Raw genomic sequence first — 17432 nt, forward strand, 5'->3', positions numbered from 1 at the left:
CTGTGGGACTGGAGGGGAGCGCCGCAGCCGTCTGGTCGGTCAGGTGAAGATGCTGACACCGCCGGGGCCGACCAGCAGGCCCACGATAATCAGGACGACCCCCCACAGGACCTCGCCGCGGAACAGGCTGACGATGCCCGACACCACGAGGATGACGGCCAGGATCCACAAGATGAATGCCACGATTTCCCTCCTCCTTCTCAGGGGCCTCGCGGCCCTGACCACTGGTACCCCGGCCGTGTTGCGCTAGACGGGTCGGCGTCCGTCCGCGGATGCGAGGGCCGGCCCACGCGGCCGTCCGGCCGGGTCAGTCCGAGGCGCCCAGCTCGTCCTCGCCGACGACGTGCATCGCGGCCTCCTCCGCGCTCGCAGCGGCGCCGTCGATGCCCACGTCCTCGGCGACGAGGTCCTTCTCCACGTCGTCGTGGACGCCCTCGTCCGGGGCGACCAGGCGGCCGGCACGGGTGTCGCCCACCTCGACCCCCTCCTCGTCCGCGTCGTGCGGGACGCCGTCCTCGTCGACGTCGGCCTCGGCACGCGGGTCGGGCTCGGGCACCTCCTCGGCGAGGCGGTCGTCGAGCGGCCGGTCGTGCGCCTGCTCCCACGGCGTGTTGCCGTAGCCCTGCGCGGCGGAGTACCTCTCCGGCGGCGAGTAGCCGCGGTCGAGCTCGTCCTCCACGTCGTCGCCGACGAGGGTGTCCTCGGGCTGCAGCTGGTCCTCCGCGTCGATGCTGTAGTCCTCGTAGTGCTCCTGGTCGTTCCCGGCCTCGTTGTGCTCGTTCTGGGTGCTCATGAGCGCTGCGGTACCCGGACCTGCTGCGGCCTTACGCTGGCGCGGTGGAATCACTCGCCCTGGCGTTCTCCTCGGGCTGGGCCAGCGGGGTCAACAGCTACCTCGTGGTCCTGGTGCTGGGCATCGCGGACCGGGTCGGGTCCTTCGACTCCGTTCCCGACGTGCTCGGTCGCTGGGAGGTGCTCGCGGTCGCGGCAGCGCTGTACGCCTTCGAGTTCGTCGCCGACAAGATCCAGTACGTCGACTCCGCCTGGGACGTCGTCTCGACCGCGATCCGGCCGGTCGTCGGCGGGGTCATCGGCGTCCTCGTCGCCGGCGACTCGGCCGCGCTGGACGAGCTGGTCGGTGGCACGGTCGGCGGCACCAGCGCGCTCGTCTCGCACACGGTCAAGACCGGCACCCGGATGGCGGTCAACACCTCGCCCGAGCCGTTCTCCAACGTCGGGGTCAGCCTCGGCGAGGACGTGGTCGTGCTCGCCGTCGTGTGGTTCGCCGTCGAGCACCCGGTCGCTGCGGCGGCCGTCGCGCTCGTGCTGCTGCTCCTGGGGCTGCTCCTGCTGTGGCTGGCGTGGCGGCTCGTGCGTCGCGGGTGGGCCCGGCTCCGGGCCTGGCGAGCGCGTCGCGGAGGCAGCGGAACGAGGGCCTTGACTTAAAGTTCAAGTGTCGTACTAAATGGGGGCGTGTCCCTCGTCCTCGGCGTCGACTCCTCGACGCAGTCCACCAAGGCCGTCCTGGTCGACGCCGCCGACGGCACCGTCGTCGCGCAGCAGACCGCCCCGCACCCGCCCGGGACGGAGGTCGACCCGCGCGCCTGGCTGGGCGCCCTCGAGCTCGCCACGGACGGCCTGCTCGAGCAGGCCGACGCGGTCGCGGTCGCCGGCCAGCAGCACGGGATGGTCGTGCTCGCCGACGACGGCACGCCGGTGCGCGACGCGCTGCTGTGGAACGACACCCGCTCCGCCGGCGCGGCGACCCAGCTGATCGCCGAGCTCGGCGGCCCGCAGGCGTGCGCCGACGCCCTCGGCAGCGTGCTGGTCGCCTCCTTCACCAGCACCAAGCTGCGCTGGCTGCGCGACCACGAGCCCGAGTCCGCCGCCCGGGTCGCCCGAGTGCTGCTGCCGCACGACTACGTCTCGGGACACCTCGCAGCACCCGGCACGGACCCGTTCACCGACCGCGGTGACGCCTCCGGCACGGGCTACTTCGACGCCCGGACGGCGACCTGGCGCCACGACCTGCTCGAGGCCGCGCTCGGTCACGCCGCCGCCCTGCCCGACGTCGTCGCCCCTGGCCTGGCCGCCGGCGAGACCAGGGACGGCAAGCCGATCGCCGCGGGCACCGGCGACAACATGGGCGCCGCCCTCGGCCTGCCCCTCGTGACCGGCGACGTCCTGGTCTCCATCGGTACGTCGGGGGTCGCCTCGGCCGTCGTGCCCGACCCCGTCGCGGACGGCACCGGCACGGTCACCGGCTTCGCCGACGCCACCGGCGGTTACCTGCCGATGGTCACCACGATGAATGCCGCCGGCATCCTCGACCTCCAGGCGCGCTGGCTCGGCGTCGACCACGACGAGCTCGCCGCCCTCGCCCTGTCGTCCGTCCCCGGCGCCGGCGGCGTCGTCCTCTCGCCCTACTACGGCGGCGAGCGGACCCCGAACCGTCCCGATGCCGTCGGCACGTGGACCGGCCTGACGCCCGCGACCACCCGCGCCGACCTCGCCCGCGCGGCCGTCGAGGCGCTGCTCTGCTCCCTCGCCGACGCCGTCGACGCCCTCGTCGCCCGCACCGGCGCCGAGCCGCGCCGGGTGCTCATGGTCGGCGGCGCCACCCGCAACCCCGCCGTCCGCGCCCTCGCCCCGGCCATCCTCGGCCGCCCGGTCGCGCTGCCCGCGCCGGGGGAGTACGTCGCCCGCGGGGCCGCCCGCCAGGCAGCCTGGGCGCTCGCCGGCACCGCCGAGCCGCCGGACTGGCCGCTGACCACGACCGACGAGCTCACCGCCGACCCGCAGCCCGCCGTCCGCGAGCGCTACGCCGCGCTCCGCGACCACCTCACCGATGTCGGCGACCCCGCCCAGGAGACGACCTGATGACCCGCACAGCCCGCCCGACACCCACCCCGGCCGACAAGTTTTCCTTCGGGCTCTGGACCGTCGGCTGGCAGGCGCGCGACCCGTTCGGCCTCGCCACCCGCGAGCCGATGGACCCCGTCCACGCGCTCGAGCAGCTCGCCGCGATCGGCGCCTACGGCGTGAACTTCCACGACGACGACCTGGTCCCGTTCGGGTCCGACGACGCCACGCGGCAGGCGATCATCGACCGCTTCCGCCAGGGGCTCGCCGACACCGGCCTCGTCGTGACCACCGCGACCACCGACCTGTTCACCCAGCCGGTCTTCAAGGACGGGGCCTTCACGTCCAACAACCGCGACGTGCGCCGCCTCGCGCTCCGCAAGGTGATGCGCAACCTCGACCTCGCCGCCGAGCTCGGCGCGAAGGTCTACGTCTGCTGGGGCGGGCGCGAAGGTGCGGAGTACGGCGCCGCCAAGGACGTACCCGCCGCGCTCGACCGCTACCAGGAGGCGTTCAACCTCCTCGGCGAGTACGTCACCGACCAGGGCTACGACCTCCGCCTGGCCATCGAGCCGAAGCCCAACGAGCCCCGCGGCGACCTCCTGCTCCCCACCATCGGCCACGCGCTCGCCTTCATCGAGACCCTCGACCGTCCCGACCTCGTCGGCCTCAACCCCGAGGTCGGCCACGAGGAGATGGCCGGGCTCAACGCCGCCGCCGGCTACGCCCAGGCGCTGTGGCACGGCAAGCTCTTCCACATCGACCTCAACGGGCAGAACGGCCCCCGCTACGACCAGGACCTGCGCTTCGGCGCCGGCAACGTCCGCGGAGCGTTCTGGGTGGTCGACACGCTGCTCGCGGGCGGGTACGACGGACCCGTGCACTTCGACTACAAGCCGGTGCGCGCCGAGACCGAGGCCGGGGTGTGGGCCTCGGCCCGGGCCTGCATCGACAACTACCTGATCCTGCGCGAGAAGGTCACCGCCTTCCGGGCCGACCCGGAGGTGCAGGCCGCGCTCGCCGAGGCGGAGCTGCCCGGGCTCGCCCGCCCGACGCTGGCGGAGGGGGAGGGGTGGCGCGAGCTGCTGGACTGGGAGCTCCCCGACGCCGACGCGGTCGACGCGCTCGCCCGCCGCGAGGTGGCCATGGAGAAGCTCGACCAGCTGGCCCTCGAGCACCTCTACGGTGTCCGTGGCTGAGCCTGCCGGGGCGGAGTCGCTGCGTCGGCGCAACGCCGCTGCCGTCGTACGCTCGCTGCGGGTGGACGGTCCCGGCAGCCGCGCCGACCTCGCCGCCCGCACCGGCCTCGCGAAGGCGACCGTCGGCACCATCGCCGCGGGCCTCGAGGAGGCCGGCGTGGTGCGCGAGCTCGAGCAGGTGCGCAGCGGCGAGCGCGGTCGGCCGGGCCAGCTGCTCACCCTCGCCGGCGGCCGCCCGGTCGGCCTCGGCCTCGAGGTCAACGTGGAGTACGTCGCCGCCGTGGCCCTCGACCTCGCCGGCACCGTGCGCCGCGAGGTCACCCGGCCGGTGTCGGCCGACGGTGTGGTCGCGGCGCTCGCCGAGGTCGCCCGCCAGCTGGCCGCCGACCTCGCCGGAGCCGGGCTGGAGCCCGTCGGCGCGACCGTCGCCGTGCCCGGTCTCGTCGACGGCGACGACCGCACCGCGGTGTGGATGCCCAACCTCAGCGCGACCGGCACCGCCGTCGCCGACGCCGTCGACCAGGCCCTCGGCTGGTCCGGGCGCACCCGGGTCACCAACGACGCCGACTGCTCCGCGCTGGCCGAGCTCCACCACGGCGCCGGGCGCGGGGCGGGGCACCTGCTCTACCTCACCGGCACCGTCGGCATCGGTGCCGGCATCGTCGACGACCGCCGCCTGCTGCGCGGTGCCCGCGGCTTCGCCGGGGAGGTCGGCCACCTGCCCGTCGGCGACCCCGCCGCCCGCTGCGGCTGCGGTCGCACCGGCTGCTGGGAGGCCTCCGTCGGCCTGCACGCCCTCCTCTCCGCCGTCGGCATGGAGGAGGTCGGCACCCCGCAGGAGACGGCGGCCGCCGTCGCCCGTGCTGCGGAGTCCTCCGCCGACGTCCGCGAGGGCGTCGCCGTGGTCGGCCGCTGGCTGGGCCGGGGCCTGGCCATCGTCACCGGCGTCGTCGACCCCGGCGCCATCGTGCTCGGCGGCTACTTCGCCCCGCTCGGCGACCTCGTCCTCGCCCCCGCCGCCGACGAGCTGGCTGCCACGCTCGCCTCCAGCGCCCTCGGCACCCCCGACCTCCGCCTCGGCGAGCTCGGCACCGGCTCCGCCGCCACCGGCGCCGCCGAGCGCGCCCTCGAGGACGTGCTTTCCGGAACCTCTGACCTGTTGGGAGCCTGAGCGTCACTCCCGGTGGTTGAGGTGCGACGAGCGCCAGCGAGGAGCCTCGCTGTTCTGATGGCGCGAGCGCGTCGCCTGTCGAGGGACGCGCGCGGGCGCTCGCAAGCTCGGCCCGCACTTGCCCTCGACGCGCCTTCGGCGCGGGCGCCACGCTCGACTTGGATTGCGCGAGCGCGTCGCCTGTCGAGGGTCGCGCGCGGGCGCTCGCGGGCTCGGCCCGCACTTGCCCTCGACGCGCCTTCGGCGCGGGCGCCGCGCTGCCGCGCACGCGGTTGGCTCGAGTGGATGGCACAGACCGCATGGCGGCGAGCCTTGGCATGCTGCACCCGCTCCCGGTGGTTGAGGTGCGACGAGCGCCAGCGAGGAGCCTCGAAACCTCCGGGCCTTTCGGGCGGGCCGTGGTGGCGCAGTCGGGCGTTCCCGGACCCGGCTCCGCTAGCCGGCGAGGCGGGCGGGGGCGTCGGTGATCGCATCGGCGAGGCTGGCGACCGGGTCGACGAAGACCGGCTCCATCGCCATCTCCGCGGCGCCGAGGAGGACGGAGTCGTTGCCCAGGCCGGGCAGGCACAGGCGCACCGACTCGCGGGCGGGCACCAGCGCCCGCTCGCCGAGGCCGGCGGTGACCTCGCTGCGGCAGAGCCGGAAGAGCGGCAGGAAGTAGCCGCCGAGGATCACCACGCTGGGGTTGAAGATGTTGACCACGGCCCCGAGGCCGCGGCCGAGGTCGGCGGCGATCGGGCGCAGCTCGCGGGGAGCGGTGGTCATCGCGTCCAGGATCTCGCCGAGCCGTGCCACCTGGTCGGCCGGGCAGCGCAGCGCCTCGGCGATCGCCGGGGCGCCGACGACCGTCTCCCAGCAGCCGCGCGAGCCGCAGTGGCACGGACCGCCGCGGGGGTCGTGGTGGAGGTGGCCGACCTCGCCGGCGTACCCGGCCACGCCCTCGAGCCGGTTGCCGCTGATGATGACGCCGGCACCGACGCCGACGTTGCCGGAGAGGTAGACCAGGTCGTCGATGCCCACCGCCGCACCGCGGCGGTGCTCGGCGAGCGCGCCGAGGTCGGCGTCGTTGCCGAGCGCGATGGGGACGTCGAGGGCGAGGGCCGCGAGCACGATCGAGCCGAAGGACACGTCGTGCCACCCGAGGTTCGGGGCGTGCCGGATGAGGCCGTCGCTGCGCCGGACCAGGCCGGGCACCGCGATGCCGATCCCGAGCAGCGGCGCGTCGGCGGGGGACAGCGACACCACCTGGCGGACCAGGGTGGCGATCGTCGAACCGGCCAGCCACGCCTCGGGGTCCGGCGGGATCGGCGCGGCGGCCCGGTGCCAGATCCGGCCGCCGAGGCCGACCCGGGCGACGACCGCGTGGTCGACGCCGAGGTCGACCGCGACGACGTACGGACCGTCCTCGCGGATCCGGACCCCGGCCGAGGGGCGGCCGGCGCTGCGACGGCCGGCGGCGGGGGAGGCGTGCTCGATCAGGCCGAGCGTCTCCAGCTCGGTGACCAGGGCCGCGATCGTCGACCGGTTCAGCCCCATCCGACCGGTGAGCTCGGCGCGCGAGACCTCGCCCGAGTCGTGGACGTGGCGCAGCAGGGTCCCGAGATTGTGTCGGCGGACGGCTTCCTGGTTGGTCCCCGTCCCCGTCCGCACACCAGCCACGCTAGCGATCCCTTCCGTGCACGCCGCACCACCCCTCGCCGTGCACCGCTAGACCCCTGTCGCCGACCGCCGACGGCGCGAGATGGCGTCGACGCTGGCCGCGAGCAGCAGCACGCCGCCGGTCACCAGGTAGTTGGCGTAGCTCTTGTCGATGAGCAGTGGCAGGCCGTTGTCGACCGTCGCCAGCACGACGCCGCCGATCACGCCGTCGATGGCGCGTCCCCGCCCGCCGAAGAGGCTGGTGCCGCCGATGACGGCTGCGCCGACGGCGTACAGCAGGACGTTGCCGCCGCCGGAGCCCGGCGAGACCTTGCCGGAGTACGCCGCCTGCAGGATGCCGGCCACCGCCGCGAGGGACGAGCACAGCACGAACGCCATGATCCGCATGTAGAGCACGTTGATGCCCGCGCGGCGGGCCGCCTCGCGGTTGCCGCCCACGGCGTAGAGGTGCCGGCCGAAGGCGGTGCGCGAGAGCAGGAAGGTCATCAGCAGCAGGATCACCACGACGACGGGCACCATGTAGGGCACGCCCTCGATCGGGAAGAACGGGTTGCGGCTGCGGTTGACGTTGAAGTACGCCGTCAGGCCGAGCACGACGACGGCCAGCACCGCGATGCGCAGCACCACCAGCCCGAACGGCGGGCGGGCGAGGTCGCGGGCGACCTGGCGGCGGTAGGTGAACAGTGCGAGCGCGGCGTAGGCGGCGACGATCGCGACCGCGCAGATCCAGCCGAGCGTCACCGGGACGTTCTTGATCGCGAGGCCGCGCAGCACCTCGTGGTTGAAGCGCACCGAACCGCCCTGGCCGATGAGCCGCAGCATCACGCCCTGCAGGGCGAGGAAGAACGACAGGGTCACCACGAACGACGGGATGCCGAGCCGGGCGACCATCGCGCCGATGGCGAGGCCGATGACCGCACCGCAGGCGATGCCGGCCACCACCGCGACCGGCCACGGCTGGCCGTGGTCGACGATCGCCAGCGCGGTGATCGCGGCGCCCGTGCCGCTGGCGACGCCGGCGGACAGGTCGATCTCGCCGATGAGCAGCACCGGCACGAGCGCCATCGCGAGCACGCAGATGGGCGCGGCCTGCACGGTGAGGTTGGCGAGGTTGAGGTTGGTGAAGAAGCTGTCGGTCGTCAGCCCGAAGATGACGAAGAGCACCAGCAGGCCGAGCAGCGCGGGCAGCGAGCCCATGTCGCCGCCGCGGACGCGGTTGAGGTAGTCGCGGGCCGCCTCGCGCAACGTGCCGGCGCGGTGGCTGTCCTGGGCGAAGTCGGCGTCGGCGTAGGTCGCCGAGGCGGGACGGGTCTCAGGGGTCTCGGTGGTCATCGGGTACCTCAGATCGTGGCCGACGTGGGCGACTCGGCGATGCCGTGGCTCTCGCTGCGGCCCGCGGTGATCAGCTCGACGACCTCGCGGTGGGACACCTCCGAGGCCGGTACGTCGGCGGCGACCCGGCCGAGGTAGAGCGCGGTGATCCGGTCGGCGACCTCGAAGACGTCGGTCATGTTGTGCGAGATGAGGACGACGCCCAGGCCGCGGTCGGCGAGGCGTCGTACCAGGTCGAGCACCTGACGGGTCTGGGCGACGCCGAGCGCGGCGGTCGGCTCGTCGAGGAGCACGATCTTGGAGTTCCAGAGCACGGCCTTGGCGATCGCGACCGTCTGCCGCTGCCCGCCGGAGAGGCTGGCGACCGGCTGGCGCACCGACTTCACGGTGCGCACCGACAGCGACGCGAGCGTCTCGCGGGCCTTGGCCTCCATCTGCGCCTCGTCGAGCACCGGCCAGCGGCGCAGCTCGCGCCCGAGGAACATGTTCTGGACGATGTCGAGGTTGTCGCACAGCGCGAGGTCCTGGTAGACGACCTCGATGCCGAGCCCGGCGACGTCACGCGGGCCGTGCACGTTCACCGGCTTGCCCTCGAAGAGGTAGTCGCCGCTGTCGCGGCCGTAGATGCCGGCGATCACCTTGACCAGGGTGGACTTGCCGGCGCCGTTGTCGCCGACGAGGGCGGTCACCTGCCCCGGGTAGACGGCGAAGTCGACGTCGTGGAGCACGTGGACGACGCCGAAGCTCTTGTTGACACCGCGCAGCTCGAGCAGCGGTTCGGTCATGCCTTCCTCCAGGGGTGGCGGTCGGTGCGCCGCGGGTGGCGCGGGACGCGCGGACGGGGCGCGTCCGTCGGTGCGGGAGGGGGCGTCCGGGCCGGTCGGTCCCGGACGCCCCGGGTGCTCCTGCGACGAGGAGCGGGTGGGTCAGGAGATGCCGGCGTCAGCGCAGAGCTTCTCGAACTCCCCGCTGCACACGTCCTCCTTCTTCTGGCCACCGTCGTCGATGACGTCCTTGACGGTGTCCTTGGTGATCGGCTGCGGGTCGAGCAGGATGCTCGGCACCTCGCTGTTGTCGGAGGAGTCCGTCGTGGTGCCGGTGGTCTCGGCGTCCTCGCCCTTGGCGAGCGCGATCGCGACGTCCGCGAGGGCACCGGCCTCGAGCTTGGCCGACTTGTAGACCGTCATGCACTGAGTGCCGGCGAGGATGTTCTGCAGACCCTCGACCGTGGCGTCCTGGCCCGTGACCGGGACCTCGCCCGCGACGCCGTTCTTCTCCAGGATCGAGATCGCCGAGCCGGCGAGGCCGTCGTTGGCCGCGAGCACGCCGTCGACCTTGCCGTCGGCCTTGGTGTAGAGCTGCTCGAAGATCGTGACCGCCTCGTCGTTGTCCCAGTCCGGGACGGCCTGCTCGCCGACCTTCTTGTACGACGAGATGCCGTCGAGCACCGAGTGGGCGCCCTCCGCGAACAGGGTGGCGTTGTTGTCGGTGGGCGAGCCGTTGAGGTAGATGATGTTCGCCGGCTTCTCGCCCAGGCAGTCGGCCAGGCCCTGGCCCTGGAGCTCGCCGACCTTGGTGTTGTCGAACGAGACGTAGTAGTCCGCCGTACCACCGAGCGTGAGCCGGTCGTAGTCGATCGTGCGGACGCCCTGGGACGCGGCCTTCTCCTGGATGGCCGCCCCGGACTCCGAGTCGAGGTTGACGATCGCCAGCACCGTGACGCCGTCGGCGATCATGCCGTCGGCGATCTTGGTCATGTTGTCGGCGTCGCCCTCGGCGTTCTTGATGTCGTACTCGACGCCCGCCTCGTCGAAGGCGGCCTCGAGGGCCGGGCGGTCCGCCGACTCCCACCGGACCGAGGACTCGGTGTCGGGGAGGATCACGCCGATCTTGCCGACCGAGCCGCCGTCACCGGCGTCCGAGCCACCGGCGCTGTCGTCGTCACCGCACGCGGCCAGGGAGAGGGCGAGGCCCAGTCCCGCCACTGCCATCACCGCAGCGTTCCTGCGCTTCAACATCCAACCGCCTCCTAGCGATCCGGGCCCGGGCGAGCGAGGGTCGCACACCATACGAGTCGGGCCATATGTTGTTTGGAACAACATATGAAGTGGCGCCCGTCACGTAAAGAGGGGCGAGTGAAAAATTCCGGGACGGCGTCCCGGGTACCCCTTCGCCGGCGGGTGGCGGCTCGTCGGCGCCGGCGGGCGGGGCTGGCGGGCGGGCGGGGCTGGCGGGCGGGCGGGGCTGGCGGGCGGGCAGCGCCATGTAACACGTGGTTCGCGGCTCTGCGGGCCGGTCGGCCGCTGCAACACGTGGTTCGCCGCTGTCCGCGCCCGACCACCGCTGTCACACGTTGTCCGCCCACCTGGCAGCCCGTTCACGTCTGTTCCCGCCCCACCCAGCAGGGGTACGCCGCGGTCCCCGGGCTGCCAGAGCCGCGACCAGCGTGTTACATGGCCGGGCGACGGGATCGGGCTGCCAGGGCCGCGACCAACGTGTTACATGGCCGGGGCGACGGAACCGGGCTGCCAGAGCCGCGACCAACGTGTTACATGCGGGGCGCGCGGGCCGTGCGACCCACCCGCCCCACCGGCGGACGACAGGGAGAGGGAGCGCAGAGGCTCAGGCGCGGGTCGGTACGCCGTACAGCGTGGTGCGCTCGCGGACCGGGCGGTCGATCCCGGCGCCGATCTCGACCAGCTCATCGACCGTCTTCGCGGAGCCGTGCTCGGAGCCGGCCATGCGCGAGATGGTCTCCTCCATCAGCGTGCCGCCGAGGTCGTTGGCGCCCGCCTCGAGCATGGCGCGGGTGCCCTCGACGCCGAGCTTCACCCAGCTGGTCTGGATGTTGTCGACGCGCCCGTGCAGCATGATCCGGGCCATCGCGTGCACGGCGAGGTTGTCGCGCAGGCTCGGCCCGGGGCGGGCGACGCCGGCGAGGTAGATCGGGGCGGAGGTGTGCACGAACGGCAGCGGCACGAACTCGGTGAACCCGGTGGAGCCGTTCTCGCGGGCGGTGTCCTGGACCCGCTTGAGCACGTTGAGGTGGCCGACCCAGTGCCGCGGGTTGTCGACGTGGCCGTACATCATCGTCGACGTCGTCGGCAGGCCGATGCGGTGTGCGGTGCTGACGATCTCGATCCAGGTGCTGGCGGGCAGCTTGCCCTTCGTGAGCACCCAGCGGACCTCGTCGTCGAGGATCTCCGCGGCGGTGCCGGGCAGCGAGCCGAGCCCGGACTCGCGGGCCTTGATCAGGAAGTCCTCGATCGACAGGCCGGTGCGGGCGGTGCCGTTGACGACCTCCATCGGCGAGAACGCGTGGACGTGCATGTCCGGCACGCGCTTCTTCACCGCCGCGGCGATGTCGAAGTACGCCGACGCGGGCAGCTCGGGGTCGATGCCGCCCTGCATGCACACCTCGGTCGCGCCGAGGTCCCACGCCTCCTGGGCGCGGTCGGCGACCTCGTCGTAGGACAGCGAGTAGGCGTCGGGGTCGGTGCGGCGCTGCGCGAAGGCGCAGAAGCGGCAACCGACGTAGCAGACGTTGGTGAAGTTGATGTTCCGGTTGACCACGTAGGTGACGTCGTCGCCCACCACCTGCTTGCGCAGGTCGTCGGCGAGCCGGACCACCTGCCGGAGCAGGTCGCCCTCGGCGGTCATCAGGGTCAGCGCGTGCTCGTCGGAGAGGTTGGCGGGGTCGGCCTCGGCGGCCCGGAGCGCGTCCCCGCCCTCGGCGTGCAGCACCGCAGGGGCACCGGTGCCCTGCGCGGCCTCGCGTACGGCGTCCCAGTCGCCGTAGACGGAGGCGAAGTCGCTGCGGCGGTCGTCGGTGCGGCCCTCGGCGTCGACGGCGGCGAACAGGTCGGTGCGGCCCGCGGACTCGAGGACGACGTCCGGCTCCTGCCACGGCAGGCCGGCGGGGCGGACGCCCTCGCGCGCCAGGCCGGGCATGTCGCCGTCGAGGTCGGCGAGCGCGGCGACGTGGGCGTGCAGGCGCGGGTCGATCCACGCCTCGCCGCGCACGAGCGAGCCGACGACGTACTCGGGGTGCACGGTGAGCCGGGCACGCAGGTCGAAGCCGCAGGTCGCGGTGATCGAGCGGAGCCGGTCGAGGGAGGGCCACGGGCGCTCCGGGTTGACGTGGTCCGGCGTCAGCGGGGAGACGCCGCCCCAGTCGTCGATGCCGGCGTCGAGCAGCGCGCGGCACTCCTCGAGGTCGACCAGGTTGGGGGGCGCCTGGATGCGCGCCTTCGGGCCGAGCACGAGGCGGGTGACGGCGATCGCGGCGCGGTACTCCGCCAGGCCGAGGTCGTCCACGTGGCGCATCGCGGTGTCGGGCTTGGCCCGGAAGTTCTGGACGATCACCTCCTGCACCGCGCCGTAGGCACGGGCGTTGGCGCGCAGCGCGAAGATCGTCTCGGCGCGCTCGGTGAGCGTCTCGCCGATGCCGACGAGCAGTCCGGTGGTGAAGGGGATGCCGTGGCGCCCGGCGTCCTCGAGCACCCGCAGCCGGACCTCGGGGTCCTTGTCGGGGGAGCCGAAGTGGGCCAGCCCCCTGGTCTCGAAGAGCCGGCGCGAGGTGGTCTCGAGCATCATCCCCATCGACGGGGACACCGGCTTGAGCCGGTTGAGCTCCTCCCACGACATGACGCCGGGGTTGAGGTGCGGCAGCAGGCCGGTCTCCTCGAGCACCCGGACCGCCATCGCGCGGATGTAGGCCAGGGTCGAGTCGTAGCCCTGCTCGTCGAGCCACGCCTGCGCCTCGGGCCAGCGGTCCTCCGGCCGGTCGCCGAGGGTGAACAGCGCCTCGAGGCAGCCGAGCTCGGCCCCCTGCCGGGCGATCTCGAGGATCTCGTCGGGGGAGAGGTACGGCGCCCGGCCCTCACGCGCGGCCTGCGACGGCGTCTCCACGAAGGTGCAGTAGTGGCACCGGTCGCGGCACAGCTTGGTGACCGGGATGAACACCTTGGGCGAGTAGGTCACGACTCCGGGGCGCCCGGCGGCGACCAGGCCGGCGTCCCGCACCCGGGCGGCGGCCGCCGTCAGCCGGTCGAGCTCCTCGCCGGTCGCGGCCAGCAGGGCCTCGGCCTCAGCGGGGTCGAGGGCGGCGCCGCGCTCGGCTCGGGCGAGTGCGCGGCGGATCTGCTGGGGGGTCGGACCGTGCGTCATGACCGCCTCAGGCTACCTGCTGCCCTCCGGCCCGCAGCGGGCGAGGCTCCGGACGGACACCGCGGCCGGGGCGCCCGCCGCCGGCGTACCGGCGCCCTCCGCGATCAGTTCGGCAGGCGGCTCTTGAGCTTGCCGACCCGGGCCACGAAGTTGCCCTGGTAGGACCCCGGGAAGCTCCACGTGACGACCGTGCCCCGACCGCCGATGGCGGCGGTGACCGTGTCGGAGCACCGGCCGCTGACGGCCATGCAGTCGCCGCCGTTGCTCGTGTAGCTCGCGGTGATGCTCTCGAAGTCCCGGAAGCCCTCGTAGTGCAGCTGGAAGGCGTAGCAGCCCGGCTCGGTCGTGCAGCGCTTCTTCTTCCACCAGATCCGCTTCGGCTTCGACGTGCCGCAGAACTCGTCGACGGCCTCGGCCTCCGAGCCCCACGGGTAGGTCGTCACGGCCTGCGCCTCGACGCAGCCACGCGCCCCGCCCTCGTCGGTGTCGATCTTCACCTTCTGGCCCTTGAGCGGGGTCCAGCTGCCGGGGCCGCCCGTGTTGATGACGACGTCGCCGGCGGACGCGGAATTGGTGAAGGTGAACTCCACGGCGCGGTACGCCGCCCGCGCGGTCGCCTCGGGCGGCGGCGGCGTCTTGAGGTAGCACTCGTCGAGCGCCTCGACCGCCTCGGCGCGGTCCTCCTCGGCCGCGTCCTCGCCGTCGCTGAGCTCGAGCGAGTCCTGGGCGAACCAGGCGGCCATGGTGCCGGCACCGATGTCGTCGAGGCAGTCGGTGTCCTCGAGGTCCCACTCGTCACCGACCTGCTTGGCCCAGTTGCCGCTGCAGTCGAGGAGGCTCTCGTAGTAGGTGTTCGCGTCGGCACGCTTCCACTCACCGGTGTAGGTCCACGTGTCACCGCTGCGCTCGACGAGGCCGCGCTCCTCGAGGTCGCCGGACCGGTGCTCGTGCAGCAGCTCGTCGACGGCGCAGTCGACGTCGCCGTTGCTGGCCCAGGCCGGCTTCTCGACGCCGGCGGCGATGGCCTTGGCCGCGTCCTTGTCAGCCGCGCTGAGCGGGCCGATGCCGAGGCGGCCGGTGAAGTAGAGGAAGCCACCGACGCCGAGGCCGATCACGAGGACCAGGGCGACGACGGCGGCGATGATGATGCCCGCACGGGACTTGCGGGGCGGCTGCGGGGGGAACCCGCCGCCGTACCCGCCGTAGCCGGGAGGTGCGCCGTACGGCGGCTGCCCACCGCCACCGGCCGGGGGCGGTGCGACCGGCGGGTAGCCGGTGGGCGGACCAGGCGGGGGAGCGGAGTCGGGGTCGGCGCCCCACTGCGGCGGCAGTGCCGTCGGCGGCTGCGCGGGCGGCGGGCCGGCGGGCTGGCCCTGGGGACGCTCGGCGCGCGGGCTCGTCGGCTCCTCGCGCGGCCAGATCGGCGACTGGTCGTTCATCGGCTGCAACACCCTCGCTCCCACGGGCCGCGGGTGCGGCCCGTGGGAGCATCGTAGGTCGATCGAGCCCCGCTCAAACGCGGAAATCAGACCCCGACGGGTTCCTTGTCGGTGTCGACCACCGGCGGCTCGTCGGCCGGCGGCTCGGGGGTGCGTGCGGCCGGGCCGCGGTCCAGCCTGCTGGGCCACCAGATCTTCCCGCCGAGGTCGAGGTTGAGGGCGGTGACCAGCACCGACCGCACGACCATCGTGTCGAGCAGCACGCCAAGGGCGACCGCCACGCCGAGCTCGGCGAGGAACACCAGCGGCAGCGAGCCGAGGACGAGGAAGGTCGCGGCGAGCACGATGCCCGCGGAGGTGATCACGCCCCCGGTCGAGGACAGCGCCACCAGGGACCCTGCGCGGGTTCCTCGGGTTGCGGTCTCCTCGCGGACCCGGGTCATCAGAAAGATGTTGTAGTCGATGCCCAGGGCGACGAGGAAGACGAAGGCGAACAACGGGAAGCCGGGGTCGGCCCCGGCGAAGCCGAAGACGTACTCGAACAGCAGCGCCGAGATCCCCAGGGCGGCGCCGAAGGACAGCACCACCGTGGCGATCAGCAGCACCGGCGCGAGCACCGCCCTCAGCAGCGCGAGCAGGATGAGGAACACGACCGCGAGCACCAGCGGGATGATGACCAGGTTGTCGCGGTTCGACGCGATCTTGGTGTCGAGGTAGAACGCTGACCCGCCGCCGACGACCGCGTCCGCGCCCTCGACGTCGTGGACCGCGTCCCGGCTGTCCTCGACGATGTCGAAGGCCGCCTGCGAGGAGATGTCCGCGCCGATCGTGGCCTCGAAGTACGAGCGACCGCCGCCCATCGCGACCGCCTGCTCGGGCGTGCCGAGGCCGTCGATGCCGGCGAGTGTGTCCTGCACCGCGTCGACGCGGTCGGTGTTCGCGACCACCTGGATGGTGTTGGAGGCGTCCTGCAGGCCGTGGTCCTCGAGGAGCTTCTGGCCCTTGATGGAGTCGAACTCCTTGGTGTAGGTGTCCTCGGTCGAGAGCCCGCCCGTGTCGAGGCGGAAGAGCCCGAGGCAGGCGACCAGCAGCAGCCCGGTCGTGACGACCCAGACCGTGCGCGGCCGGGGCCGGATAGCAGCGCCGACCTTGGCCCACAGGCCCGACGAGGTGGGCTCGCGGGAGCCGAAGTCCGGTCGCCCGTGCACGCCGGTCGTGTGCTCGATGCCGACCTGGAGCAGCATGAGCAGGCCCAGCACGGCCGGCAGCACACCGACCATCAGCACACTACCGAGGGCGCCGAGCCCGCCGTCCTGGCCGGACAGTGCGCTGCCCGACGCGGCGGCGACCGCGCCGCCGACGAGCATGCCGGCGCCGACCCGGACCCAGCGTGCGTGCTGGCCCTGCTGGGGGCCGAAGATCCAGCGCCCGACGATGACGAGCAGTGCCGGCAGCAGGGTGACCATGACCAGGAAGGTCACCGCGATGCCGATGGCGATGACCGGGCCGAGGCCGGCGGTGGAGTTGAGGTCGGCGAAGACCAGGCACAGCATGCCGACGCAGACGGTCGCCGCACTGGCGAGGATGGCCGGCGCCGCGCGGTGCAGGGCGAAGGCCATCGCCTCGTGCCGGTCCTCGTGGCGCCGCAGCTCCTCGCGGTAGCGCGCGACCAGCAGCAGGGCGTAGTCGGTGCCGGCGCCGATCACGAGGATGCTCAGGATCGCCTGGCTCTGCCCGTTGACCGTGAGGTCGGCGTACTTCGCCAGCAGGTAGACCAGGCCGGTCGCGATCATGTTGGCCGCCACGGCGCAGAAGATCGGCAGCAGCCACAGGAACGCGCTGCGGTAGGTGAGCAGCAGGATCACGACGACCACGGAGAGGGTGGCGAGGATGAGGGTGCTGTCGATGCCCTCGAAGGACTCGGCCGCGTCGGCTGCCTGGCCGCCGTAGCCGGCGAGGTGGACCTCGACGCCGTCGATGCGGGCGATGTCGCGGATCTCCTCGGCCGCGTCGGGGATGGCGTTCCACCCGTCGTCGCCGTAGTTGAGGACGAGGTAGAGGTAGCCGACCTCACGGTCGTCGGAGAGCAGCTGCTGTGGCAGGTTCGCCGCCTGCGCGACGTTGGGCGAGAGCACGTCGGGACGGCCGTCGCCGTCGGCGTCGGTGACGCCGTCGACCTCGGCGGCGATCTCCGCGGCCTGCTCGTCCATCGCGGCCAGGTCGGCGTCGGTGAGTCCGCCGTCGCGGTGGTAGGTGACGAGGGTCGGGATGTCGTTGGGGTCGACCGTCTCGGACAGCTCCTCGAGGACGGTCGTCGACTCCGCGGACTCCGGGAGCCAGGAGGACGCCTCGTTGTTCTGGACGTCGACCAGCTTTGCGTTCAGCGGTGCCAGGGACAGGGCAGCGAACACGACGATCGCTGCCACGATCCACTTGGTGACGGGGCCGGTGAGCCGGCCGGCGATCTGACGGTGCATGCGAAGGACCCTTCCACTGGGTCTTCCCGGGGGCATCGGGGATTTCTCCGGATCCGACCCTGAGATCACCCCGAACTCATCGCCCGGCGGGAACCTTTCTCGTCCCGCCACCCACGAGACACCG

At 73.1% G+C, this 17432-nt stretch carries 13 protein-coding genes; 4 read left to right on the forward strand and 9 right to left on the reverse strand.

Annotated elements, in window-relative coordinates; translation table 11 throughout:
* Nucleotides 1-39 precede the first annotated feature (39 nt).
* The gene (locus NOCJ54_RS29740; protein ID WP_186449649.1) at nucleotides 40-183 is read right to left on the reverse strand and encodes a GPGG-motif small membrane protein; all 144 of its coding nucleotides are present in this window, start codon (nucleotides 181-183) and stop codon (nucleotides 40-42) included.
* Nucleotides 184-307: 124 nt separating this feature from the next.
* Nucleotides 308-793 carry a DUF5709 domain-containing protein gene (locus NOCJ54_RS0100355; protein WP_028653855.1) on the reverse strand — a complete coding sequence of 162 codons (486 nt, stop codon included), beginning with the start codon at nucleotides 791-793 and terminating at the stop codon, nucleotides 308-310.
* 44 nt (nucleotides 794-837) lie between these two features.
* Between NOCJ54_RS0100355 and NOCJ54_RS0100360 the strand changes: the two genes are divergently transcribed.
* Genes NOCJ54_RS0100360 through NOCJ54_RS23110 form a run of 4 tightly spaced genes read left to right on the forward strand, consistent with a single transcriptional unit; the run spans nucleotide 838 to nucleotide 5232 of the window.
* Complete coding sequence (locus NOCJ54_RS0100360; RefSeq protein WP_084254831.1) at nucleotides 838-1446, forward strand: DUF4126 domain-containing protein; 609 nt, start codon at nucleotides 838-840, stop codon at nucleotides 1444-1446.
* A gap of 27 nt (nucleotides 1447-1473) precedes the next feature.
* A complete protein-coding gene (gene xylB, locus NOCJ54_RS0100365; protein WP_028653857.1) occupies nucleotides 1474-2880 on the forward strand; it encodes a xylulokinase in 1407 nt (468 codons plus the stop codon).
* Nucleotides 2880-4061 (forward strand): xylose isomerase, encoded by a 1182-nt coding sequence (gene xylA / locus NOCJ54_RS0100370; protein ID WP_036516310.1) that lies wholly within the window; start codon nucleotides 2880-2882, stop codon nucleotides 4059-4061. The genes xylB and xylA overlap by 1 nt, the downstream gene beginning before the upstream one ends.
* Nucleotides 4054-5232 carry an ROK family protein gene (locus tag NOCJ54_RS23110; protein ID WP_145723680.1) on the forward strand — a complete coding sequence of 393 codons (1179 nt, stop codon included), beginning with the start codon at nucleotides 4054-4056 and terminating at the stop codon, nucleotides 5230-5232. The genes xylA and NOCJ54_RS23110 overlap by 8 nt, the downstream gene beginning before the upstream one ends.
* Nucleotides 5233-5667: 435 nt before the next feature.
* On the opposite strand, the gene NOCJ54_RS0100380 is transcribed toward NOCJ54_RS23110, so the two are convergent.
* The 7 genes from NOCJ54_RS0100380 to NOCJ54_RS30150 form a co-directional block, all read right to left on the reverse strand.
* Nucleotides 5668-6882, reverse strand: a complete 1215-nt coding sequence (locus tag NOCJ54_RS0100380) for an ROK family transcriptional regulator (RefSeq protein ID WP_036516311.1) — start codon at nucleotides 6880-6882, stop codon at nucleotides 5668-5670.
* Nucleotides 6883-6939: 57 nt separating this feature from the next.
* Nucleotides 6940-8223: a sugar ABC transporter permease gene (locus tag NOCJ54_RS0100385; RefSeq protein WP_028653859.1), complete on the reverse strand. Its 1284-nt coding sequence runs from the start codon at nucleotides 8221-8223 to the stop codon at nucleotides 6940-6942.
* Nucleotides 8224-8231: 8 nt separating this feature from the next.
* Entirely contained in the window at nucleotides 8232-9008 is a 777-nt protein-coding gene (locus NOCJ54_RS0100390) for an ATP-binding cassette domain-containing protein (RefSeq protein ID WP_028653860.1), read from the reverse strand.
* A gap of 141 nt (nucleotides 9009-9149) precedes the next feature.
* The gene (locus NOCJ54_RS0100395; protein ID WP_036516312.1) at nucleotides 9150-10241 is read right to left on the reverse strand and encodes a sugar ABC transporter substrate-binding protein; all 1092 of its coding nucleotides are present in this window, start codon (nucleotides 10239-10241) and stop codon (nucleotides 9150-9152) included.
* Nucleotides 10242-10845: 604 nt separating this feature from the next.
* Nucleotides 10846-13392 carry a bifunctional FO biosynthesis protein CofGH gene (locus NOCJ54_RS0100400; RefSeq protein WP_028653862.1) on the reverse strand — a complete coding sequence of 849 codons (2547 nt, stop codon included), beginning with the start codon at nucleotides 13390-13392 and terminating at the stop codon, nucleotides 10846-10848.
* A gap of 104 nt (nucleotides 13393-13496) precedes the next feature.
* Nucleotides 13497-14831 carry a hypothetical protein gene (locus NOCJ54_RS27875; protein ID WP_028653863.1) on the reverse strand — a complete coding sequence of 445 codons (1335 nt, stop codon included), beginning with the start codon at nucleotides 14829-14831 and terminating at the stop codon, nucleotides 13497-13499.
* 86 nt (nucleotides 14832-14917) lie between these two features.
* Entirely contained in the window at nucleotides 14918-17308 is a 2391-nt protein-coding gene (locus tag NOCJ54_RS30150; protein ID WP_028653864.1) for an MMPL family transporter, read from the reverse strand.
* Between the last annotated feature and the right edge of the window lie 124 nt (nucleotides 17309-17432).

It is taken from the genome of Nocardioides sp. J54 (assembly GCF_000519005.1).
In the GTDB taxonomy this organism is placed as follows: Bacteria; Actinomycetota; Actinomycetes; order Propionibacteriales; family Nocardioidaceae; genus Nocardioides.

Bases quoted from the DNA above. Each gene is read 5' to 3' on its own strand.
- NOCJ54_RS0100355 (WP_028653855.1), bottom strand. From the start codon at position 793: ATGAGCACCCAGAACGAGCACAACGAGGCCGGGAACGACCAGGAGCAC.
- xylA (WP_036516310.1), top strand. From the start codon at position 2,880: ATGACCCGCACAGCCCGCCCGACACCCACCCCGGCCGACAAGTTTTCC.
- NOCJ54_RS0100385 (WP_028653859.1), bottom strand. From the start codon at position 8,223: ATGACCACCGAGACCCCTGAGACCCGTCCCGCCTCGGCGACCTACGCC.
- NOCJ54_RS0100390 (WP_028653860.1), bottom strand. From the start codon at position 9,008: ATGACCGAACCGCTGCTCGAGCTGCGCGGTGTCAACAAGAGCTTCGGC.
- NOCJ54_RS0100395 (WP_036516312.1), bottom strand. From the start codon at position 10,241: ATGTTGAAGCGCAGGAACGCTGCGGTGATGGCAGTGGCGGGACTGGGC.
- NOCJ54_RS0100400 (WP_028653862.1), bottom strand. From the start codon at position 13,392: ATGACGCACGGTCCGACCCCCCAGCAGATCCGCCGCGCACTCGCCCGA.
- NOCJ54_RS27875 (WP_028653863.1), bottom strand. From the start codon at position 14,831: ATGAACGACCAGTCGCCGATCTGGCCGCGCGAGGAGCCGACGAGCCCG.
- NOCJ54_RS30150 (WP_028653864.1), bottom strand. From the start codon at position 17,308: ATGCACCGTCAGATCGCCGGCCGGCTCACCGGCCCCGTCACCAAGTGG.